Raw genomic sequence first — 20,705 nt, 5'->3', positions numbered from 1 at the left:
AGAGTTCCGCAATTGGAAATATCTAGCTTTTTTGTGGTTGAGAACTATTTTGTCTCAGGCTCTTTATCTTCTATTTAGGACAAGAGTTTTTCTTTGGTCTTTAATGATAAAGAAGGTATCAAAATTTCTAGTCTTCTTTTTTACCTTTAGTAACTACTAATCCTGCACTCAAACCTAGAAGAGCTAAACCTGCTGCTACTGCTGCTTGGCTTGCCGCACTACCTGTATTTGGTAACTGGGCTTTATTAGTTTGACTAGCTTCACTTGAATCAATTGGTTTTGTATCTGCTTTTTCTGACACTTGTGGTTTTTTAGCTTCTTGAGCTACTGGTTTGGTTCCAACCAAGATGATGCGGTCTGTCGGAGCTTCTACCACTTCACGGAGTTTTTCTTCCTTACTTCCATCAGGATTAATCGCTGTAAAGATACGTTCTTTACCAGTTTTTCCTTCTTGTTCTACACGAGTTTCACCTAGATACAGTGTTGAATCTTTTTTCTCAACTGTCTTGTATGCCAAATCTTTTTCAACAAATTCGAGTTTTGGAAAATCTTCTTGTACAGCAGCAACTGTCTTCTCAGAAACTGGTTTTTCCTTAGTCAACTGGATACGGTATTCCTTGACTTGTTTTCCACTTTCTGAAACGAGGCGAACAAGTACTGGAAGACTATCTTCTCCACTATCTACCACAGTCGAAGCTACTTGATTGTTTTCTTCAACTGAGACTTTTGGCCGTTGACCTTTATAGGTGATTTGGTAGTCTTGACGATCTTCAGCGAAATCAGCAAGTTCTTTTCCATCTACAAGAATCTTCGATTGAGTGCTTTCTTGAGGCAATTCGCTTGGTGCAAGGAAGGTCAGCTCAATCATCGCAACACCGCTCTTATCTGCTTTACGCTCCATACGCCATCTCATAGCTTTGGCTTTGATAGCTTTAAATGTTACGTTGATTTCATCACCAGCTGCAATGTCTTTATCCGCACGATAAGGCACAGCTTCCCAATTTTCTGGATTGTTAAATGGATGTCCAGATTCGTAGGCTTGGTAGTTTGAATAGTAGGTAGGCACTTCAAAGTCTGGGCCGACATAACGTTCCAAAACAAGTTTAGATGGTGCATCTGTACCACTATCTACAAAGAACTGAACTTTTCCTTGTGCAACAGTCCGTTCTACAATCTTACCATTTTCACGGAAGATTACGCCTGCTGATACTTCTGGATTGGTAGACGGTCTTGCAGACCAGTTTGTCCAACGACGATTTTCTGAATGATCTCCGTCATTGAGATAATCCACACGGTCATGGGAGTTTCTATCAATATCGTTAGTGGCTGAAGCAAAGGCCTGGTTACTGTCTTCATCATACTCTGGGTTATCTGAAAGAGCTTCGCCTAGTTTGTCTGTCACTCGTACAGTGAACTCAGCAACAAGATCACTACCAAGGACATGGCCTCGAACGGTAAATTGACCTGCTTTTGTCAGATTTTCTGCTTGAACTTCTTCCCATTCAACTGACAAGTCTTTTGTTTCGTAGCCGTCTTTACCTGTGAAGTAAACTGGAACCTTAGTCGGCAATTCAAGTGCTTGACCTACTTGTACCAAGCGAGCTTGTTTAACCGCAGCAACTGGTTTATAAGAAAGTAAGTTCTTATCCTTAGTGAAGTGCAGACGGTATTCTCCTAAGATGTCGCCATTTTCAGCTTTCGCGATGACACGAACTGGCTCACCTTCACGAACGCTTGGAACGACGGTAGCGAGACCATTGTTGCTAACACTTGCTGTGACTGCCGGAACTTTTCCATCTACAGACTCAAGGTAGTAGTCTGTCAAATCAGGGTTGAAGTTTGCTAAGTCTTTGCCGTCAACTTGGATTCTTGTTTGTCCTTGTTTGGCTGCCGCAACTTGTTTCGCAAAGATTTGTACCTCTGTGATAGACGTTCCACGCTTGTTATCTGCTTTAACCATGCGAATACGAACAGCATAGGTTTCAACTTTATCAAAGCTAAAGTGGTTCATTTCTCCAGCCTTGAGTTTAGCAGGGGCTTTTAGATTAGTAACTGGTTTCCAGTTGGCAGAATCATTAAAGACATGGTCCTCATTACCAACAAAACTAGGGTTTTTAGGAGCTGTTGGGACAGTCTTGCCAACATAATACTCAATCACATAAGACTTCGGTGCACCAACTCCATGGTCTTCGTGGAATCCGACACTTAGATTATCAACGGAGCGTTTGCTCAAGATACCTGAATCTCCAAACAGAACACCGACTGAAGCTTCTGGATTACTACGATTCCAGTTTGTCCAACGATTGGCTGGTTGGTTATTGTAGGAAATGAGCTTGTCATTAACATTTGAAACTGGGTCGCTTGGATTTGAATCTGAAGCAAAGGCAAGTGGCAATTCTGAACCGGTCCATTGGTCAGAAATGTTTGCACCTTGCTCAGTTTGAGCAGATACGCGAACATGAAGTTTAGTTGTTAATCGCGTACCTTCTAAGCGACCATTAACTGTAAAGACACCTTCCTTAGCGTATTGCTCTGGACGAATCGCATCCCATGCAACCTTAGCTGATGAAACGTGACCATTTGAATCATATGTCCGAACGCTTTCTGGTAATTGTGGTGCTTCTGCGATTGGAGTTGTCACACTGACTTCTTCAACTGAAACGATACCTTCTACAGAGACTCTTGCACGCGCTTCAAGGTCAATTCCTTCAACTTTACCTAACACTTCAAAGGTTTGATAGGAGTCTAGTTTTTCTTTCGGAATAGCTTGCCAAGTGACTTTGTGAGCTTTAGGGAAACCTTTGTCATACTCAACCGTTACTGTTGACGGAAGAGTAGGTTCTTGGTGTAAATCTGTCACTACATTTACTGGACGGATAGATTGCGCAATCTTCTTCTCAGTATTGGCCTGGATAGTGAGATCAACTTGGCCTTTAGCTCCCTCATATTCCGCTTTGAGAGTGACTGCTCCTGGCTTATGTAACTCAAGCATTCCTTTACGAATTGCGACTTCCCCTTCACCACTTGTAGAAAAGGTTACTTTATCAGCTGGTAATACAGCTTGCGTTCCATCTTGATAGTGAGCTCGAACCGACAATTTGACAGTTTGGTCTTCTTTGAGACTGTCAGCTTTTTCCACTTGCAAGCTCAAGTGAGCAATTTTTGGTGCTTCTTCAAGGAATTGAATTGCATAGGTTTGAAGAGGGCCACCATCTTTAGGCTGAATAAAGATGCTCGCACGCATGCCGTTTGCTGCGCTTGCTTGAAGAACTGTCACATCAGCATTTTCAGCACTTGCTGTGACTTCTGGCAGTTGGGCACCATAAGATAGAGTACGATATTGCATTGGTTGTCGACTAGTAAGACCTGTTACTGCCTCACCTCCAACAGTAACAGTTGGCACTACAGGTGCTGCAGCATTTCCTTCTTCTACCACAAGGGTTGCATGAATTGGTTGACCTTCTAAATAACCGGTCGCTTGAATACGAGAACCTGGAATTGCTAACTTAGCTTTATCTTCTTCGGCAATCTCCCACTTGTCCACTTCATACTCTTGTACACTTCCATCAGTCAAAACATAGGAAACAGATTTGTCTACAGAATTCAAGTTAGTATTTGGAGCAATACGTTTAACTGTTGGTAATTCTTTCGCAATTGCTAGAACCTCGACATGAGCCTCTACCTCACGTCCATTTGCTGTACCTTTAACAGTCACAACTCCTGCTTGACTAACATCGACTTGAGACCAAGTTACTGGAAGTTTTTCACGACTACCGTCGCTGTATACAAAACCTACTGTTTTCGGCATTTTTGGTTCTTTACCAATTAATGTACGAACTCTTGCTACTTCTGTCCCCAAAACAGTCTTCTCTTGTCCTTCTTTCTTACCAGTAAAGACGGTAACTTGGTCCGATTTCAAGAGATCTGAGTGGGCAGTCAGAGTGAATTTACCTGCTTGTTCAGTTGATTTAACGATGGCAACCCCTTTACCGTTAAAGGCTCTACGGATCCATGAACCATCTGCTTGCGCCTTATAGCGTTCTCGGCTGGCTTGTTCCCCATTATCGACACCGACTAGTTGACCTTGTCCATGCAATTGGAAACGAACCAAATTATTGGCAGTTGGTACAACATTTCCTTCACTGTCTACGATTTCGTAGTAGATGTAAGTCAAGTCTTTTCCATCTGCGGCGATGGCGTGTTCTTCCTTGACGAGGCGAACTCCTGCTGGTTGCCCTGCAGTGGTAATCTTGTCACGTGCAATTTCTTTTCCAGCTTCATCGCGAGCTACAGCTTCCAAGGTACCTGGTTGGTAAGTAACCTTCCACTCAAGATAGAGTTCCTTAGCATTCGCACCTTCTTGGTAGGTACGACCATCGCTGGTTTGTTTTTTGTTGAAGGTCTTAAGACCAAGAGATTTTCCATTCAAGAACAATTCTACACTAGAAGCATTCGAATAAGCACGAACTGGAATCTTACCTTCTGAGTCAGCTACTTTGGATGCTAATTCTTTGTTTTCCCAGTTCCAGTGAGGAAGAAGGTGTACCATCGGTTTCTTCTTAACAGAAACCCATTGGCTTTGGTAGAGATAGAAGTCATGTTTTGGAATGCCGGCTGTATCTACGATACCAAAGTAAGAGCTCTTAACAGGAGTTTGATTTTGGTTGTGCCATGGTGTAGGTTCACCAATATAGTCCGTACCTGTCCAGATAAACTGTCCAGCATAGCCAGCGTTGTCACGGTCAAAAGTCCATGAAGCGGTTGCTGTTTTCCCCCAACCCACACGATCATTCCCATAGTCAGACTGTTCATAATGACGCTCAGGTCCATTGCTATGTTTCAATTCACGTTCAGGGCGATAGTAACTTCCACGTGTACGGGTAGCTGAAGATGTTTCTGATCCATAAATCAACCATTTTGGATGCTTAGCTCTAAGGGCTTTGTAATTATCTTCAGAATAGTTAAATCCAACAGCATCGAGTTCATCAGCAATTTTCTCATGCCCTCCGCTACCATTACCGAAACGGAATTTATCTGCTCCCATGGTAACATAGCGAGTCTTATCAACATCCTTGATAACCTTGACCAAACGTTTAACAGTTGCTAAAGAGTGGGCATCACCATTAGCTTCACCTATTTCATTACCAATTGACCACATGAAGATAGCAGGGTTGTTTTTGCCTCTTTCGACCATGGTACGTAGGTCAAAATCAGACCATTTTTCACCTTTTCGAGCTTCTGGGTGAGTGGCATCTTTTTCAAAGAAACGTCCATAGTCATAAGGTTTCTTGCCACCATACCAAGTATCAAAGGCCTCTTCCTGAACGAGTAAACCTAGTTCTGCTGCGATTTGCAAGGTTTGCTCACTAGCAGGGTTGTGGGTTGTACGGATGGAGTTAACTCCCATCTCCTTCATTTGTTTGAGACGACGGTATTCTGCTTTATAGTTTTCTTCTGCTCCAAGCGCCCCATGGTCGTGGTGCAAGGATACTCCATGGAATTTAATACGTTCACCATTCAAAGAGAAACCTTCATTTGGAGTCCAGTGATAGTAACGGTAACCAAACAAATCCTTCTTAGCATCAACCAATTGACCGTCACGGTAAACACGCGTAATCAATTCGTACAAGGCAGGTTTGTCATTTAAAACGGTCCAGAGTTTTGGTCTTTCAACTTCTAAAATCGCATCTAGGCTTGTTGATTCATGTGCTTTTAAGGTACGACTCTCTGTACGTACTAGACCTGTCACAGCCTGACCACCACGTTCAACGATTTGATATTCTGCTACAAGTTCATGGTCTTTGTCGTCCGTATTGACGATTTTGCTGGTCACATGAGTTTCAACCTTGCCATGTTGTTGTTCTTCAAGTTTTGGTGTTAAAATAGTTGTCCCATTTTTCTCAACATGCACCTTATCTGTCACTTGTAAAGTCACATCACGATAGATACCACTTCCTGAATACCAACGGCTACTTGGCTGTTTGTTGACTGCATGGACAGCAATCACATTCTCACGACCATCTTTGTTCAAATAGTTAGTGATATCATATGAAAATTGGTTATAACCATTTGGATAATGCCCCACTAACTGACCATTGACATAAACTTGAGAATCCATGTAGACGCCATCAAAAGTAAGGCGAACATTTTTCGTGAGGTCTTTTTCATCTAGTTTGAAAGTCTTGCGATACCAAGCTTCCCCACCGTTAAGCTGTCCACCTTCATTTTGTGCAGGAGATTCATGATCGAAATCATTAAAAATACTCCAGTCATACGGTAAATCCAATTTTTTCCACGTAGATACATCTGCATCCGGTTTAATGACTTCCTTAGAATTTGCATTGAGTTTAAAGTGCCAATTTTGATTAAAATCCACTTTCCTGTCTTCAATCATTTGATTCACTTCTTCATTTGTTACAGCTTTAGCATCTTCCCTAAGCGGTTTTTCTTGACTTGAAGCTTGTGATTCTATCCTTGGAGCTTTTTCTTCCGGTTTAGCAGACACTTTTTCCTCTTTTGGAGTTACGGCTTCATCTTCTTTCTTCTCAGATGCAATAGCCTCAGTTGAACTAGATTCACTTTGTTCTGTCCTTTCAACTACATTTTTAGTTTCCAAAGCTTTATCAGCCTTTTCTTCTACTATCGTTTTTTCCTCTTTAGGTTTCTCAGCAGTATGAGTAATAAGTATTTCATCCGCATAAACTACAGATTCTCCAGCTATATTTCCTCCTAATAGAACTGCACAAGTCCCAATCATTACTGAGCAAGCTCCCACAGCAAACTTACGAATGCTATAAACTCTTTTCCGATTCCAATGGCCTTTCCCCATAAAACCCTCCTTATATTATATTTAGTGCAGTTAGCTACTGCCAAAGCCCAAGTGGTATACATTGTATGACAACCTAGTTTCAACAATTTACACTCTGTGAAAATCCAATTCAAACTTCGTCAGCGTCGCCTTGCCGTAGGTATGGTTACTGACTTCGTCAGTTTCATCTACAACCTCAAAACCATGTTTTGAGCTGACTTCGTCAGTTTCATCTACAACCTCAAAACTGTGTTTTGAGCTGACTTCGTCAGTCTTATCTACAACCTCAAAACTGTGTTTTGAGCAACCTGCGGCTAGCTTCCTAGTTTGCTCTTTGATTTTCATTGAGTATAATTCAATTACCATTATTTTCTCCGATTTCTTGATAGTTTATAAAAAACCTAGGCTGTCACTCCTAAACAGTATGACAACCTAGTTTCAACAATTTACATTTTATAGGAGCGCATTATTTTGCTTTTGCTGCGTACTCTTCGTTACGTTTGATCATTTGTTTTCTGTACCAAGCAAAGATACCGATATAGAATACAAGGAAGACTACTGCACCAAGAATTGCTTTGATATCACCAGTTGTAGTGTTACCAATTGTCCAACCAAGAAGTTTTTCGATTGGTCCTTCAAGAGTAGAGTGAGTAATCAATTGAGTTTGGCTCACACCTTCTGGGAAGGCACCTACACCTTTAGCAAGTTCTGTTGCAAATGGCGCAATAAGTGTACCTGAAAGAAGGAAGAGTGGCAACAAGAGTGTTCCGAAGATAATCATACGGAGCAATTTACCACGCGTTACAACCAAGAGAGCTGGAGTAACACCCATAGCGATGATACCTGCAAGTGGCAAGATACCATTTCCAACTTTTGAAAGAAGCACTGCTTCAATCAACATGATTGGTGCAAGTACGTTGGCACAAGCCCAGATTTCAGCACGACCAGCGATGAATGGCCAGTCAAGACCGATATTGAATTTACGTCCTTGAAGACGTTTAGTAGCAACGTTTGTAATACCTTGTGATAGTGGTTCTACGGCTGCGATGAACCATGAACCGATAAGTGAGAAGAGTTCCAAAGATACACCGGCAGTCAAACCAAGAGACAACCATCCTTTGATAACAAGACGCCATTTATCTGCATCTGCAACACCTGCAATTGGATGTGGAGTTCCCATAATACCGATAACGATACCAAGGATGAAACCGATGAAGAATTTAGATCCCCAGAAACCGATTTTCTTGTTCAATTTAGCAGCATCAAAGTCATATTTATCAAGGCCTGGGAAGAATTTTTCAAAAATCTTATCCAAAACCATGATAACTGGGTTCATCATGTAGTTCATGTGAGTTGATGTCATTGGTGATGAACTTGGAGCGTTAAGAAGGTCATCAAATGTAGGTTTCATCAAGTCAGAGTTGATAATTTTCAACACACCAACAAGGACGATAGCTGCTGTAGCAATAAAGAGCGAAACCCCTTGACTCACACCATTGTTATCAGCATACCATTTAATCAAGAGACCTGTGATAGACAAGTGCCAGATATCAAAGATATCGACATCAAGTGTATCGGTTTTCTTCATAGCAAGCATCACTACGTTGACAATCAACATGATGAGCAAGAAGTAAAGTGTCCAAGCAGATCCCCAAGTGATTGTTGCGAGTGGTGCCCAACCAACGTCGGTAATACTCAATTGGATACCAGTGTTTTCAACGAATTTTGCAAGTGATGCTGAGAAAGCACCATTTAGCATACCGATGATGGCACCGATACCTGTAAGAGCGATGGCAAGTTTGATACCACCTTCAAGCGCTTTGGAGAATTTCACTCCAAAAAGTAAAGCCAATACTGTCAAAATGATTAACATGATGACAGGTCCACCCATATCTAAGATGGGATTGAAAACCTTTCCGATTAGGTCAAAGATTGCATCCATAACAGTTCCTCCCTTTTTTATGTTATATGAATGTTAACAAATTGATAATTAGCTTAATCCGTGTTCTTTGATAGCTGCTTCAATATTGTCAAATACTGGAGCACTCATTGCAGGGATACGGAATAAGATTGGTCCAGCTTCGATAACTGGAATACCTGGGTCAAAACCAAGATCTGTCGCAGCGATTGGTGTGAAGATGTCATAACCCTTGATAAGGTCTTCGTTAACATCTTTGACCATGACTGCATCACAGTGAACATCGTAACCACGGTTTGAAAGTTCTTCTTCAAGAGCACTTTTAATTTGGTGGCTTGAGTTAACACCTGCACCGCAGGCAGCAAGAATTTTAATCATATGGATTTCCTCCGATTTAATATTTTTAATAGACAAGATTAAGCGATTGCTTCAGCTATATAAGCATAGAGGGCTTCTGGTTCAGAAATTTTTGATAGGTCTTCAAGATGACCATTTCCAGTAAAGAAGTCCATCAACTGAGCAAGAATGTTCGTTTGACTTGAACTAGAGTTATTGATGATAAAGAAGAGCAAGGATACTTCTACTTCCTTATCTGGTGCAATCATATTGTGGAAGGTCACAGGTTTCTCTAATCGAACGACCACAACTTTTTCAGCTAGATTATGAACAATATCTGTATGAGGAATAGCCACATTCGGCAAATCCTTACCCAAAAATTCCATATCTAAGCCAGTTGGAAATGACTTTTCACGCGTGATCAAGGCTTCACGATAAGTTGGAGTCACGATTTCTCGTTCCTCCAATAAAGTGGCAACCTGATCAAAGAGATGTTCTTGATTATCCGCTTCTAAGCAAAACACAAGGTTTTTGTCAAAGAAATGATCTAATCCCATAAGGTTTTCCCTTCTTTCCATTAACTTTATGCTATAAGTATAACACTATATGTAATCGTTGTCAATAGTTTTCTGTTGATTTTTGTCTTTTTTTATACTTTTGTTGTGTTTATAGTTTGTTATATAAAAATAAACAAACAAATATTCCAAGTATTTTTCTGTTCTAATACTCCATGAAAATCAAAGAGCAAACTAGAAAGCTAGGCACAGACTGCTCAAAACACCATTTTGAGGTTGTGGATAGAACTGACCAAGTCAGTAACCATATCTACGACAAGCCGACGTTGACGTGGTTTGAAGAGATTTTCGAAGAGTATTATTTTCCTTCTTTATCAGGAAATAGATAGCCAATCCCTACACAAGCTAGGACGCCTGCTCCAATCACCAAGCCACTTGAAATTGGCAACAGGTCCAAAATTGCATTCGCAATGATAAAGGCAATAATCAAACACATCAGACTAGCCTTGTAATCCTTTTTCAAAAGATTCTCTAGAGTGAAAAAGAGGAACAGACCCACCGGAATCAAAGACCAGAGGTTGACATCTAAACTTGGCCAGCCAACAGAACCAAAATACACTACTGTCACTGCTGCTAATAAAAAGACAATTCCCAATAATTTTTTCATTTGTTTATCTCCAATTTTTTTATGAACTTGAGTTCTCTGATAGTGATGCCTCACATCCCTTACAAAAATCATTATAGCAGAGGAGTTTCTCAAGAACAAGTTCGTTTGCCTATCTGGTCTCTATATCAGTCTAAGTGGTTAAATAATGGCGATAAAATAAGGAAGCAGGGTAAGCGCGTCATAACAAGGTATCTATCATTCATGGAAGACCTCCTGTATACTATTAGTAAAGTAAAACTATTGGAGGATATTTTAATGCCACAACCTATTGTTCCTGTAGAGATTCCACAATCTCGAAATGATAGAAGAGCTTTTGGATAAGGTGTTGCTCTATGACAATTCATCTATCTAGCCTAGGGCAGGTCTATCTCGTATGTGGGAAAACGGATATGAGACAAGGCATTGATTCACTGGCTTATCTCATTAAAACCCACTTTGAATCGGATCCTTTCTCCCGGTTACGTTACTACTATACTTCGTTATTGGGCGGTTACGAAGCAGGTGAAAAACTACCTCCCAAATGAAAAGGAATTAAGCAACCAAACGCTACTTAATTCCTTGAAATTGTCTCATCACCTCTATTAGCCTTTAAATTTTGAAAGACTCTATTTGCTAATCAATATTTGTCAATACTAACCCTTTCAATCAATTCATTAGTTTTCTAAACTAAGTCTATTAATAAATCCAAAAAGAGTATCAATAGTAAAGTAAACTAAATAATTGAGTTATAAATAGCTATTTTCACAAAACTGTTTCATCATCACACCATCTCAGTACATAAACCATTTTTTCATCTATAGCTTTTGTCTTAATCTTAATCTTTTTTCTTTAATCCAAGAAATGCACCTACGGTAAACATTATTCCGGCAACCAATGACGTGAAGACTTCGCTAACTGTTCCGGTTTTTGGCAACCTATCATTGTTAGTAGTTGATTTACTATCAATATTGGTATCTTTATTAGCTATGTTCTCTGGTTCATTAAGATAAACTTCCTTCTCATTTTCAAAGTTTTTATCATTTTTATCAGGAACTGGAGCTGTAACATCCTTAGTTGAATCAGATCTTTGACTTTCATCTAATTGACTATAATTTACTTGTACAGGAACTGTAGTTTTGACATCTTTAGTTGAATCAAATTTGTGTGAATGATCTTCTCTTTGTAAATCCTCTTTTCTGTGACTTTCATCTAATTGATTATGATTTGCTTGCACCTTATCTTTCTTTTTGGATACATCAAAAGTAGGTTTATTTTCCTCCTCCTTTTTCTCCTCTATTTTCTTGAATACAGGTTTTATAAGGGTATCTTTTGATAGATTAATAACATAGCCAGCGTCTTTTTTACCTTCGAAACCAGCAATTTCCCAACCATCAAATTGATAGCCTTTTTCTAATTCACCCTTATAGACAGGTAAAATAAAATCTTCTTCCGGCACTATCTGAGAACTCATTTCTTTTCCATTTTGAATGGTCACAGTCACCCTATGAGGTTTTAATTCGCTCATTTCTCCCGTATCTTTATTTAAAATAAATTCTTTTACGGTTGTATTTCTTGCGAAATCTTTTACAAGAATCTTAATATTTAGTGTCTTATCTGTTAGTTGTTTAATATCATCAAATGATGTATATTCTTTTCCATTTACATAAATATGTTGTTCTTGAATCTCACCATCGAATCCATTATTTCTTTTATCATTGATGTTAAAGACTACAGATTTTCCATCAGCATATTCGATACTAGTATTTCCCTTAGGATCAATGTTTACTTCGGGTTTAACATTATCATATAAAAACTGATAGTGGACTCCAACTGCTTTCGCATTCAAATCGCTATAGCCAGTTTGAAGATAAACATTTCCATCCATATCTGTTACCTTATCTGGAAATCCGTTTGCTTTATAGTCTTTCATTCCCCAGTCCATGATGTCACCGTCTTTAACATTCAGCTTAACGTTAAAATCTCTAGTGTTATCAATGTGTAAATCCCCGTAGATTAAATAATTATCTACAACCGATTCATTAACTCTCAATTCCCAGTTAAAACCACCCTTATCAGAAATCTTACCTCTTAAATAAAATTCTGGATTTCGTACATAAATTTTATTAGATTTAGATGGATTAAAGTAGTTCTTATCCATTGAAAGGTTTACTGGTTTGGTATCAATAAATAACATGGAGCCATCTTCTTTTATAGCTTCTACATTAGAATATTCCTCCCCATGATACTCTTTATTATCTTTACCAAATAATACAAGTTTAGAGGAATCTGTCACAAGATTTCCATCTTTATCGATTGCTTCCCCTTTATCATTCATGTTAAAGGTAAACACTTGATATCTTACAATGTTAAAGCCGTCCAAAGCCGACATTAATACTGATTGAGTGCTTCTTCCATCTTTAACATTTCTACTATCAGCATAAATTATTTTTTCTGAAAGGACTCTTAGATTAGGATTGGTCTTTTGTATTTTTGCTATATCTTCCTTGCTATAAACTCCATTCCCTGCTAACATATCCGTTTTTCCAGGATTATAGGTAGTCACTTTTAGTGCATAGCCTTTTCTTAGAATGATGTTATCCTTTAACAGATATTGTTGTTTTTCTGAATCAGAATAGATTTTACCAGATTCCATTTCAGTTAAATTGTTTGGTTTGTTCTTTGAAAGATCTCCTTCTCCTAATTCGATTACATTCCCATAACTTGATGCATAGGGATATTCTGTTTTAGTTTCCTTATTTTTTTCAGGCATTCTAATTTTAGTTTTAGCTTTTGTTTCACCCTTATCTTTTACAAGGATATTCATATCACCCGTAAAGGATAGACCATCGACTACATCATTTGTGTTTGCAAATAAGTCAAAGGTTAGAGTTTTAGTTTGTGGGTCGTATTTACTTGCCTTAATTTCTATTAATTTGAAGTCATTGCCATAGTAAGCCTTAGCATTTTTGGATACATTACTTACTTTTCCAAGAATTTCAAAATGTCCATCCTTTGATGGGCTTAATACTCCACCAAGTTTTGATTTAACATCATCAAGTTTCTCAGTTTCATATTCTAGAGCACTCTTATCTTCATAGGCAGTTATATTTCCTTCATCGTCATATTGATAATCAAGTTCTACTGTTCTTGTACCACCATTTACAAAGTCCTCTTCTTCCCTATATTTCTTTTTAATGAGTTTCTTTAGGTCTTTATTTTCAAAGTCTCTAATTGTTGAAATAGTTTTATTTATTTCAAGGCTAGCTTCTCCCTCAACTGAACTTTCTTCAGCTGGTTTTGAATCTTCATCCTTAGCTTGATTATTATTGGTATTTTCCTCTGGGCTCTTTGCATTTTTGAGTTTTTCTTCAGAAATTTCACCTAGTTTTTCATATTTAGAAGCAGCTTTGTCAGGATCTACTAGGTAATAAGAAATCATTCCTTTTTCATCAGCTTGGTCATCAAATTTAATTCTATGGATTTTGGTGAAGTTGCTTGCACCATCTAGGGCGATTACTTCGATGATTTTTCCTCTTAAATCTCCTGCTCCGCTAATTTCGTAGATAGTATTTCCATCTTTATCAAGTTTCCTATTTCTTCCCTCACCCTCTCCGGCGTAAGTTACATCAAGACTTTTCTCAACATCTCCATACTTATCGACAAGAGCTGCACCTGCGTACCATACTTCGTTGGCTACTTCTTCAAATTTCTCAGGATGTTCTTTTTGGTCTCTAGCAAACAAGGTTTCGTGTTTGTACTCATCCTTTACCTTGTGGTAGGTATCTTTTGCGATCAATTTAATTTTATCTGGATTAGAAAAATCAATTGAAATAATTTTTGGAGCTGTATTATCAATTTTTACTGGTATATAAGAAACTTGCCATGGATAATCCTTGGTTAATCTATATTTGAATTTGTAGAAGTATTGACCCTCAGCTATTGATTCAAATTGTCCTCTTATCCTAGTAGCTGGATCTTGGTTATCCTTACTTTCTGGTTCATTTTCTTCTCTACCTCTAGGGTTATAGATGAGTCCATCCCACTTCAAATCACCCCAAACTTTTAGTTTAGATGATTTGATTCCCTTTGCATCATTGCTTTTAGAATTTAAAATTCCTCTAATAAAGTGTTCTCTCGAAATGACTTTTAAGTCTCTTTGATTTTCTCCCTCTTTATTTGTATTTACTATTGAAATCAATCCTTCTTCTGCACTTCTTAATACAAGTGGAGAAGGGGTTAATCCTCTTTCAAGTTGAGCATCTTGAGGATTTCCATTTGAATCTAAAGGATAAATGTTAGCAACATTAGATCCACTAGTGGATTCTGCATGAATACCTTGGTTGTTAAAGGCAAATAGGTCTGGGTCTTGGTCTAGTGATGTAATATTTTTATCTTTTCTGTTTTGAATAACAGCTGCTGGATTAAATTTATCTATACCATGTTCTCCACCAATTCCCTTATTTAAGGTTCCTGGAATTTTTGGTTTACCATCATCATCATAACCTTCCATTGTTTTTGATTTTGAACCCTCTTCCCAGGCCCATTTATCAAGGATTGGTTCGTGGTTCCAATTCCCAGCAAATCCCATTAGAGGCATCGACAAAGAAGGTTGGAAGTTTATTTTCTTCCCGTTAGAGTTTAGAGCTTCCATTTCTTCCACTGACTCAAAATGAATAAATGATTCTACAAATTTATTTTTGTCTTTAGCCTCTCCAACATTTATAACCGCATTCAAATCAAAGCTAGAATTTGCGCCTATAGTGAAAGTATCATGCTCAAATGTGATATTTGCTCCTTTGATTTTTTCTGGATGGATTTCTGGAACAATTTGCTTACCATCTGGAGATTTTTCATCTTTGTATGTTTCATCCAGCTTTAATCTATCAGTTAGAGAATCTGTAGTTATCGCTGATGCTGAAACTTTAAAGGTCAAAGGTCTGTTTGATGTATTGTGAAGCTTAATTGTAAAATATTTTTCTTCTCCTTTTATTTCTTTAAGAGAAATAGAACCATAAGAGTTTACCAAACCTTTAGAATCCTTGTTTTTGAAAGTCGCTACAACTTCATTTCTCAAAGCATTGGCCACATTAATTAGGCCTGCTCCCTGTTGTCTAGGTGATGCAAAGTATTGGCTTTTTTCTTTCCAAGACGTTGCGTCCATCATCGGTCGCGCAGTATTTTGTAGAGCAATTTTTGTAAGACTTGTAAGGTCTATTTTGTCATCTCCCTCAAGATTTCTCAATACAGGTCTTTCAAGCATTTCCTTTAACTTCGGTCTAATCAAAACAGTAGAAGCTGCTACGATTGGAGTTGCCATACTGGTTCCTGACATATAGCCATAAGTTGATTTACCATTAATGACATTAAGCGTGGATTTAATATTTTTACCAGGTGCTGAAACATCGGGTTTTAAAAGTAAATCTATTCTTGGCCCCCAAGATGTGGATCCTGCTGGAACGATGATATCTTCTTTATAGAGTTCTTTGTCTGTGTCAGGTGCAAACTTAAAGTCAATCTCTTTTTCGTCACCTACATTCGGTTTGTTGGAATTAAAACTTTCCATATCAATTGGATAGTATTGCTCCAATTTATCTTTAAAATCTTCTTTATTATTTCTTTTGACTTCAGTTTTTTTATCAGGATTAATCATGTTCCATAGCTTTACACCATCATCTCCTGAAATTGAAAACACTTGACTTTTAGTACCTTCATCCGCTTCATATCCCATAGCTGGAAGCTCTGTCCAATTATCTCTATTGTAGTAATTGACAGTATTTACAACCATAATGGCGCGTGCGCCCTTATCCGTAGCTTTTTTAAAAGCATTTTTTAAATCCTTTGTATAAATTCTATCCATTACTGCAATTTTGCCCTTAAGATCCAAACCTATCAAATCTTGGTCTTGGCCCTTGCCTATATATACAAATTTCAATTTACTAGGAGCTTTTGAACCATCTTCATTTGTTGTGATTTTATTCTTATCGAAAAAGGCCCCTATATTTCTGTATTTAAAACTTTCTCCACCTATGTTAACTTTATCAAACTCAACTGTTTGATTTTTAGCAGATGCAACCGCTATCGCATCTTCATGTGCTGCTGTTCGCGTTACATTTCCAGTGTCGGTCATTTTCAGATGATTATTTGCCACTAAATCCCAAGAAGAACTTGAAGCAGAAGTCGCATAGTTACCCGTAGCGACAACCATTGGAATGCCTGCTTTTCTTAATGCTCTAATAGCTTGCCAATATTTCTCACCTACAAGACCTGTTCCTGTAAAACCAGATGATACCGAAACAACATCAACGTTGTGTTTGATAGAATCTTCAATAGCATGAAACATTGTTTCATCCCCTGCGAACCCAGATCCTGCGTCAGAGTACATTTTATAAGAGAAGATCTGTGCATTAGGTGCAATTCCATCTATGCCATTAAAGTTCTTGATGTCTTTTTCAGTATCATTTCCAGCAAGAATCCCTGCAATATGCATCCCATGGGGATCAAAATAATCACTTCCATCATCAGCTCTTTCTACGGTAATTTTACCACCATTATAATAATTAAAAGCATGAGGAATTTTATCACTCAACCAATAATTTTTATCAGTGCCTTTTAAGTCTTCTTTTTTAAATCTCATTGAGGCTTTGGCATCATCATCGATTCTCATAGCCTTATGCCTATAATCTGTTCCAGTATCGATATTTGAAATGACCATACCTCTGCCATCAAAATTTCTTCCAAATTGAGCATTAATGGCCTTTAGGTAATCAATAGCTTCCTCAACTCCAATTTCCTTTCTGGCATGATTCATCATGGGTTGGACTTTTTGTGCCCTTTCAACCGATGAGATACCTTCTATGTGTTTAATTTTGTCCAAGTTATCTGGAGTTGTTTCTATGGCACTACCGTTAAAAATTCTATCATAAGTATATAAAACTTTTGTATTCTTAAGACTGGATAGTCCCTTGATTGCTTTTTCTCTAGACTCTTCATCTTTAAATTCAGCAATATAGACAAGTCTATCCTCTTTTTTGGGACTTTCTGAGTCTTTACTTGCAGACGAGTCCGCTTTATCTCCTTGGGATTGATTGGAATTTTCTTCTTTGCTTGTTGCTTCTTCATTGCTAGTGCTATTGTCTATCACAGGATTTTTACTAACAACTTCTTTTTCCTCAATAATTGTTGTTTTCTTTTCTTCAGTATCCTTTGAAGCTTCTATAGCATGATGAATCTCTTCATGTTTCTCTTTATTTTCTGTTTCCTTATCTACTACTACTTTTTCTTTATCAGAGATATTTAAAGCATCTTCAGAGCTAGATGTATCCGCTAAGACTACCTCATTAGGGGCATAGGCTGCTAAAATAACTGCAGCTGTGGTTAATGACAATACTGTACTTTTTTTCATTTTAATTCCTTACATATTTATTTAACTTCCAATAGATAGAAAACTTTAACTTTGCTAGCCTTTGTTATAAAAAGTTTTACTAAGTATTATCTAGGAAATAGAGTAGTACATTTATATATAATTGTTAGCTCTCCATAAAAATAGTATATCATTTTTTAAATTTAAGTCAAGAAAAATTAATATGTGTTAATTTATTTTTTAATACACATTAAAAATATAGAGTCAAAAACTTTCGTAGTTAGCTGGGGTACATTGTCAGAACATTCACACCATCAAAAATAGTAGCAATCAAATTGAACCACTACCAAAATCACAAAGTCAAACATCATTGATGAAATATCAGCGCTATTAAACAATATAAATAACCGCTAAGAATAAGACTTAACCCCAAATCATTCATACCTCTCTCAACTAGATGTAACTTACAAAACCCCTGACCTCATGAGCCACTTTCTTCCTCCTCATGAGGCCAGTTTTACTTTCTGCTGTTCCAGTATCGTTTTTCCTCGCTAGATTTCCTCAAAAGGGCAGACTCCTCCCTTGGTGCGTCACACGATTTTTTCATCTCGACTGTTCTTTAATGCATCATTAACGACGCTTTTCTTCTAGGTGGTTCATAAGGAACAGGAAGATTCAGGTTGACTTTTCTAATCCTAGAATAAAGTGCTGAAAACAATTCGGAATAGGCATAGAGACTAGACAATTTGAGGAGCTGCTTGCGTCCTGTTCGAACACATTTTCCTACCACGTGAAGAAAAAGATGGCGGAAGCGTTTGATTGTTAAAGTTTGGAAGTCACCTCCAGCTAGATGTTTGAGAAAAAGATAGAGATTGTAGGCGATACAGCTCATCATCATACGAACTTCGTTTTTGATTAAGCTTGAACTATCCGTTTTATCGCCAAAAAATCCCTCCTTCATCTCCTTGATGAAATTCTCGGCTTGACCACGTCCACGATAAAGCTGAAACTGGTCTTGGCTTGTTCCACTCGTCATATTTGTAACGAGAGAAATAACATCGTAGAACAAGTTTCCTTCTTTTCGTTCAGAGAACTGGCAGACACGACGCTTGTGCGACCAAGATCCTGCTTGATAGAGAGTTTCTGAGTAGGCGGAGTGGGGCAAGATGGTTAAGTCCTCATCCTGTGGGCAAGGGAGGGAAAGGTCTCCAAGACGGCTCAGAACAGTATTTTTCTTGAGTTTTATGAGGTAGTATTGCCCTGTTTTTTCAATTAAATCGTATAATTTTGGGGTCGCAAAGCCACTATCCATTCGAAAGAGAAGTTGATTAAACCGTTCTAAAACAGGTGTGATAAAGCTGTCTGCCTCTTCAGAACAATAACGATTACCAGGACGAAGCTGGGCATTGAAACAATAACCTGTCTTCCCCTCGAAAGCATAAAGAGGATGATAGCCATGAGCACGATAGTGGGCGTTATAAGCAACACCTTCTTGCTTGCCATAAGCTGTGAAATGGGTAGAATCGATATCTACAATGAGTTGGTTTAGCTGGTGAAACTGCAAAAAGAATTCGACCAATTCAAGGTTGAGGCATCGCAAACTATGGACTGTTTCCTCGTCAGTTCTGGAAAGAAAACGGGATAAGGTTGGCTGTGAAGCAAGCTGCCCTCCTTCCAACAATTTTGGAAAGTAGGCATCAGCTGACAATTCTTTACAAGCATAGTCCGTTCCATAGCCTGTTAACAGTTGAAAGAGGAACTGGACAAGGATATCTGAATCCGAATAACGACAGTAGCGGCGTTGGTCATTCGTTACTAAATACTTAGAAATCCGCTCTTTTAGTTTCAACTGGGAAAAAAGTTCCTGAAAAAAGATAAGAGCACCATACTGGGTTAAATGACCTCCATCGAAAGATAGTTGGTAAAAAGACTTGTTTTGGAAGTGATGATTTGGTAAACTGTTCATGTGAGTTTCCTTTCTTTTTGTGTTTTTTTCTACACTTATACCATAAAGGGGAAACTCTTTTTTGTCTAGTAAAAAACACCCATTGGGTGAAAAAAGAAACCATCCAGGATCTAAGCTAAGGCAAGGATTCTGGAGGGTTTTTAGATTAGGGGTGAATAATTGGGGTTAACGGTTATTTATACATATCTATTTTTTCAAATCTTCAGTCATATGTTCACCTGTGACCTAGGCTTTACGAGTGCCTTGCTCTACCAACTGAGATAAATCGGCGATTACACTTACAGTATAGCACTCTGAGAATAGATGTCAAGGAATTTTCATCTCTATTAGAAAAAGCCTGTCCTAAGACAAGGCTTTGAGTTTCTTCATCTTAGGATCCAGCACTTTCATAAGAATCCAAGCCCCTGTCCCATAGTTTCAAGGAAATACCAAAAAAGACAAGGGAAATCAAAATCAAACCTCCAATGTTAAAGAGTACATCCTTGTCCTGCAAAAAATAGCTAGCAGGATAGTAGGCCGTAAAGGCAAAAGGCACGATAAAGCTAATCAACCAACGAAGAAGAGAATTGTAAATCGAAATCGGATACTTTGCAAAATCATTAAACATATAGAAAATGTAAATCATAGCCCCTGACTGCTTGGTCCAAAAAGCGATGCTGGCTGTCGCGATTTTAAGAGAAGTATAAATCAAGGTCGCAAAAGGAATACAGACTAGGAAAAGCAGGAATTTTGGAAGAGTCCAAGCAATGCTGGTCATGGTTGTTCCCAATAAAATACCACCGACCAAGAGTTCGCCTAAGGCATCAATCTGAAAGGTCTCAACCAAGATGTGAAAGAGAGGATTGATAGGACGAGTCAGATACTTATCAAATTCTCCTTTTCGCACCAAGCGTTGCCCCAGTGCCCAGAGATTGTCAAAAAAGAGATGGTCCAAGCCCTTAGGAATCAAGGAAAAACCATAGATAAAGGCAATTTCTTGAAAAGTCCAACCTTCTAGGGATGGGATGTGTTGAAAGATGACATTGAGAAATAAGAGATTCAGGCCTTGAGTCAGAAAGACTCCCAAGACACCAACCACAAAATCCACCTTGTATTCCATGATTTGCTTGATGTATTGTCTGATAAAAATCAGATGCATGCGTTGATATTTTTTCAT

Annotated in this window: 11 protein-coding genes; 2 read left to right on the top strand and 9 right to left on the bottom strand. The window is 38.3% G+C overall.

Annotated features, from left to right (window positions below; translation table 11 throughout):
- Positions 1-127: 127 nt before the first annotated feature.
- The 5 genes from bgaA to SPPN_RS03320 form a co-directional block, all read right to left on the bottom strand.
- A complete protein-coding gene (gene bgaA, locus SPPN_RS03340) occupies positions 128-6,829 on the bottom strand; it encodes an LPXTG-anchored adhesin/beta-galactosidase BgaA (protein WP_000515171.1) in 6,702 nt (2,233 codons plus the stop codon).
- 87 nt (positions 6,830-6,916) lie between these two features.
- Positions 6,917-7,153 (bottom strand): hypothetical protein, encoded by a 237-nt coding sequence (locus tag SPPN_RS13795; RefSeq protein ID WP_044012374.1) that lies wholly within the window; start codon positions 7,151-7,153, stop codon positions 6,917-6,919.
- Positions 7,154-7,274: 121 nt separating this feature from the next.
- Positions 7,275-8,750: a PTS galactitol transporter subunit IIC gene (locus tag SPPN_RS03330; RefSeq protein WP_000338710.1), complete on the bottom strand. Its 1,476-nt coding sequence runs from the start codon at positions 8,748-8,750 to the stop codon at positions 7,275-7,277.
- A gap of 48 nt (positions 8,751-8,798) precedes the next feature.
- Positions 8,799-9,104, bottom strand: coding sequence for a PTS sugar transporter subunit IIB (locus SPPN_RS03325; protein ID WP_000590549.1), 306 nt, complete (start codon positions 9,102-9,104; stop codon positions 8,799-8,801).
- 38 nt (positions 9,105-9,142) lie between these two features.
- Positions 9,143-9,619 (bottom strand): PTS sugar transporter subunit IIA, encoded by a 477-nt coding sequence (locus SPPN_RS03320; RefSeq protein WP_000521974.1) that lies wholly within the window; start codon positions 9,617-9,619, stop codon positions 9,143-9,145.
- A 173-nt stretch (positions 9,620-9,792) separates the two neighbouring features.
- Here SPPN_RS03320 and SPPN_RS13570 point away from each other — a divergent pair, with 173 nt between their 5' ends.
- Positions 9,793-9,966, top strand: a complete 174-nt coding sequence (locus tag SPPN_RS13570) for a hypothetical protein (protein ID WP_044012035.1) — start codon at positions 9,793-9,795, stop codon at positions 9,964-9,966.
- On the opposite strand, the gene SPPN_RS03310 is transcribed toward SPPN_RS13570, so the two are convergent.
- Positions 9,936-10,244: a hypothetical protein gene (locus SPPN_RS03310; protein ID WP_000734650.1), complete on the bottom strand. Its 309-nt coding sequence runs from the start codon at positions 10,242-10,244 to the stop codon at positions 9,936-9,938. The genes SPPN_RS13570 and SPPN_RS03310 overlap by 31 nt on opposite strands.
- A gap of 332 nt (positions 10,245-10,576) precedes the next feature.
- Here SPPN_RS03310 and tnpB point away from each other — a divergent pair, with 332 nt between their 5' ends.
- Positions 10,577-10,768, top strand: coding sequence for an IS66 family insertion sequence element accessory protein TnpB (gene tnpB, locus SPPN_RS13565; protein ID WP_014017216.1), 192 nt, complete (start codon positions 10,577-10,579; stop codon positions 10,766-10,768).
- 290 nt (positions 10,769-11,058) lie between these two features.
- Here the strand turns inward: tnpB and SPPN_RS03300 are convergent, their stop codons facing one another.
- The 3 genes from SPPN_RS03300 to SPPN_RS03290 all read right to left on the bottom strand — a co-directional run bounded on the left by SPPN_RS03300 (position 11,059) and on the right by SPPN_RS03290 (position 20,705).
- Complete coding sequence (locus SPPN_RS03300) at positions 11,059-17,625, bottom strand: S8 family serine peptidase (RefSeq protein ID WP_000750068.1); 6,567 nt, start codon at positions 17,623-17,625, stop codon at positions 11,059-11,061.
- A 577-nt stretch (positions 17,626-18,202) separates the two neighbouring features.
- Positions 18,203-19,549, bottom strand: a complete 1,347-nt coding sequence (locus tag SPPN_RS03295) for an IS1380-like element ISSpn5 family transposase (protein WP_014017215.1) — start codon at positions 19,547-19,549, stop codon at positions 18,203-18,205.
- A 370-nt stretch (positions 19,550-19,919) separates the two neighbouring features.
- On the bottom strand, positions 19,920-20,705 hold the full coding sequence (locus tag SPPN_RS03290) for an ABC transporter permease (protein ID WP_000760734.1): 786 nt from the start codon (positions 20,703-20,705) through the stop codon (positions 19,920-19,922).

The organism is Streptococcus pseudopneumoniae IS7493, from assembly GCF_000221985.1.
In the GTDB taxonomy this organism is placed as follows: Bacteria; Bacillota; Bacilli; order Lactobacillales; family Streptococcaceae; genus Streptococcus; species Streptococcus pseudopneumoniae.
The sequence above is the reverse complement of the archived record's forward strand: the minus strand, read 5'-3'. Positions and strand labels throughout refer to the sequence as shown.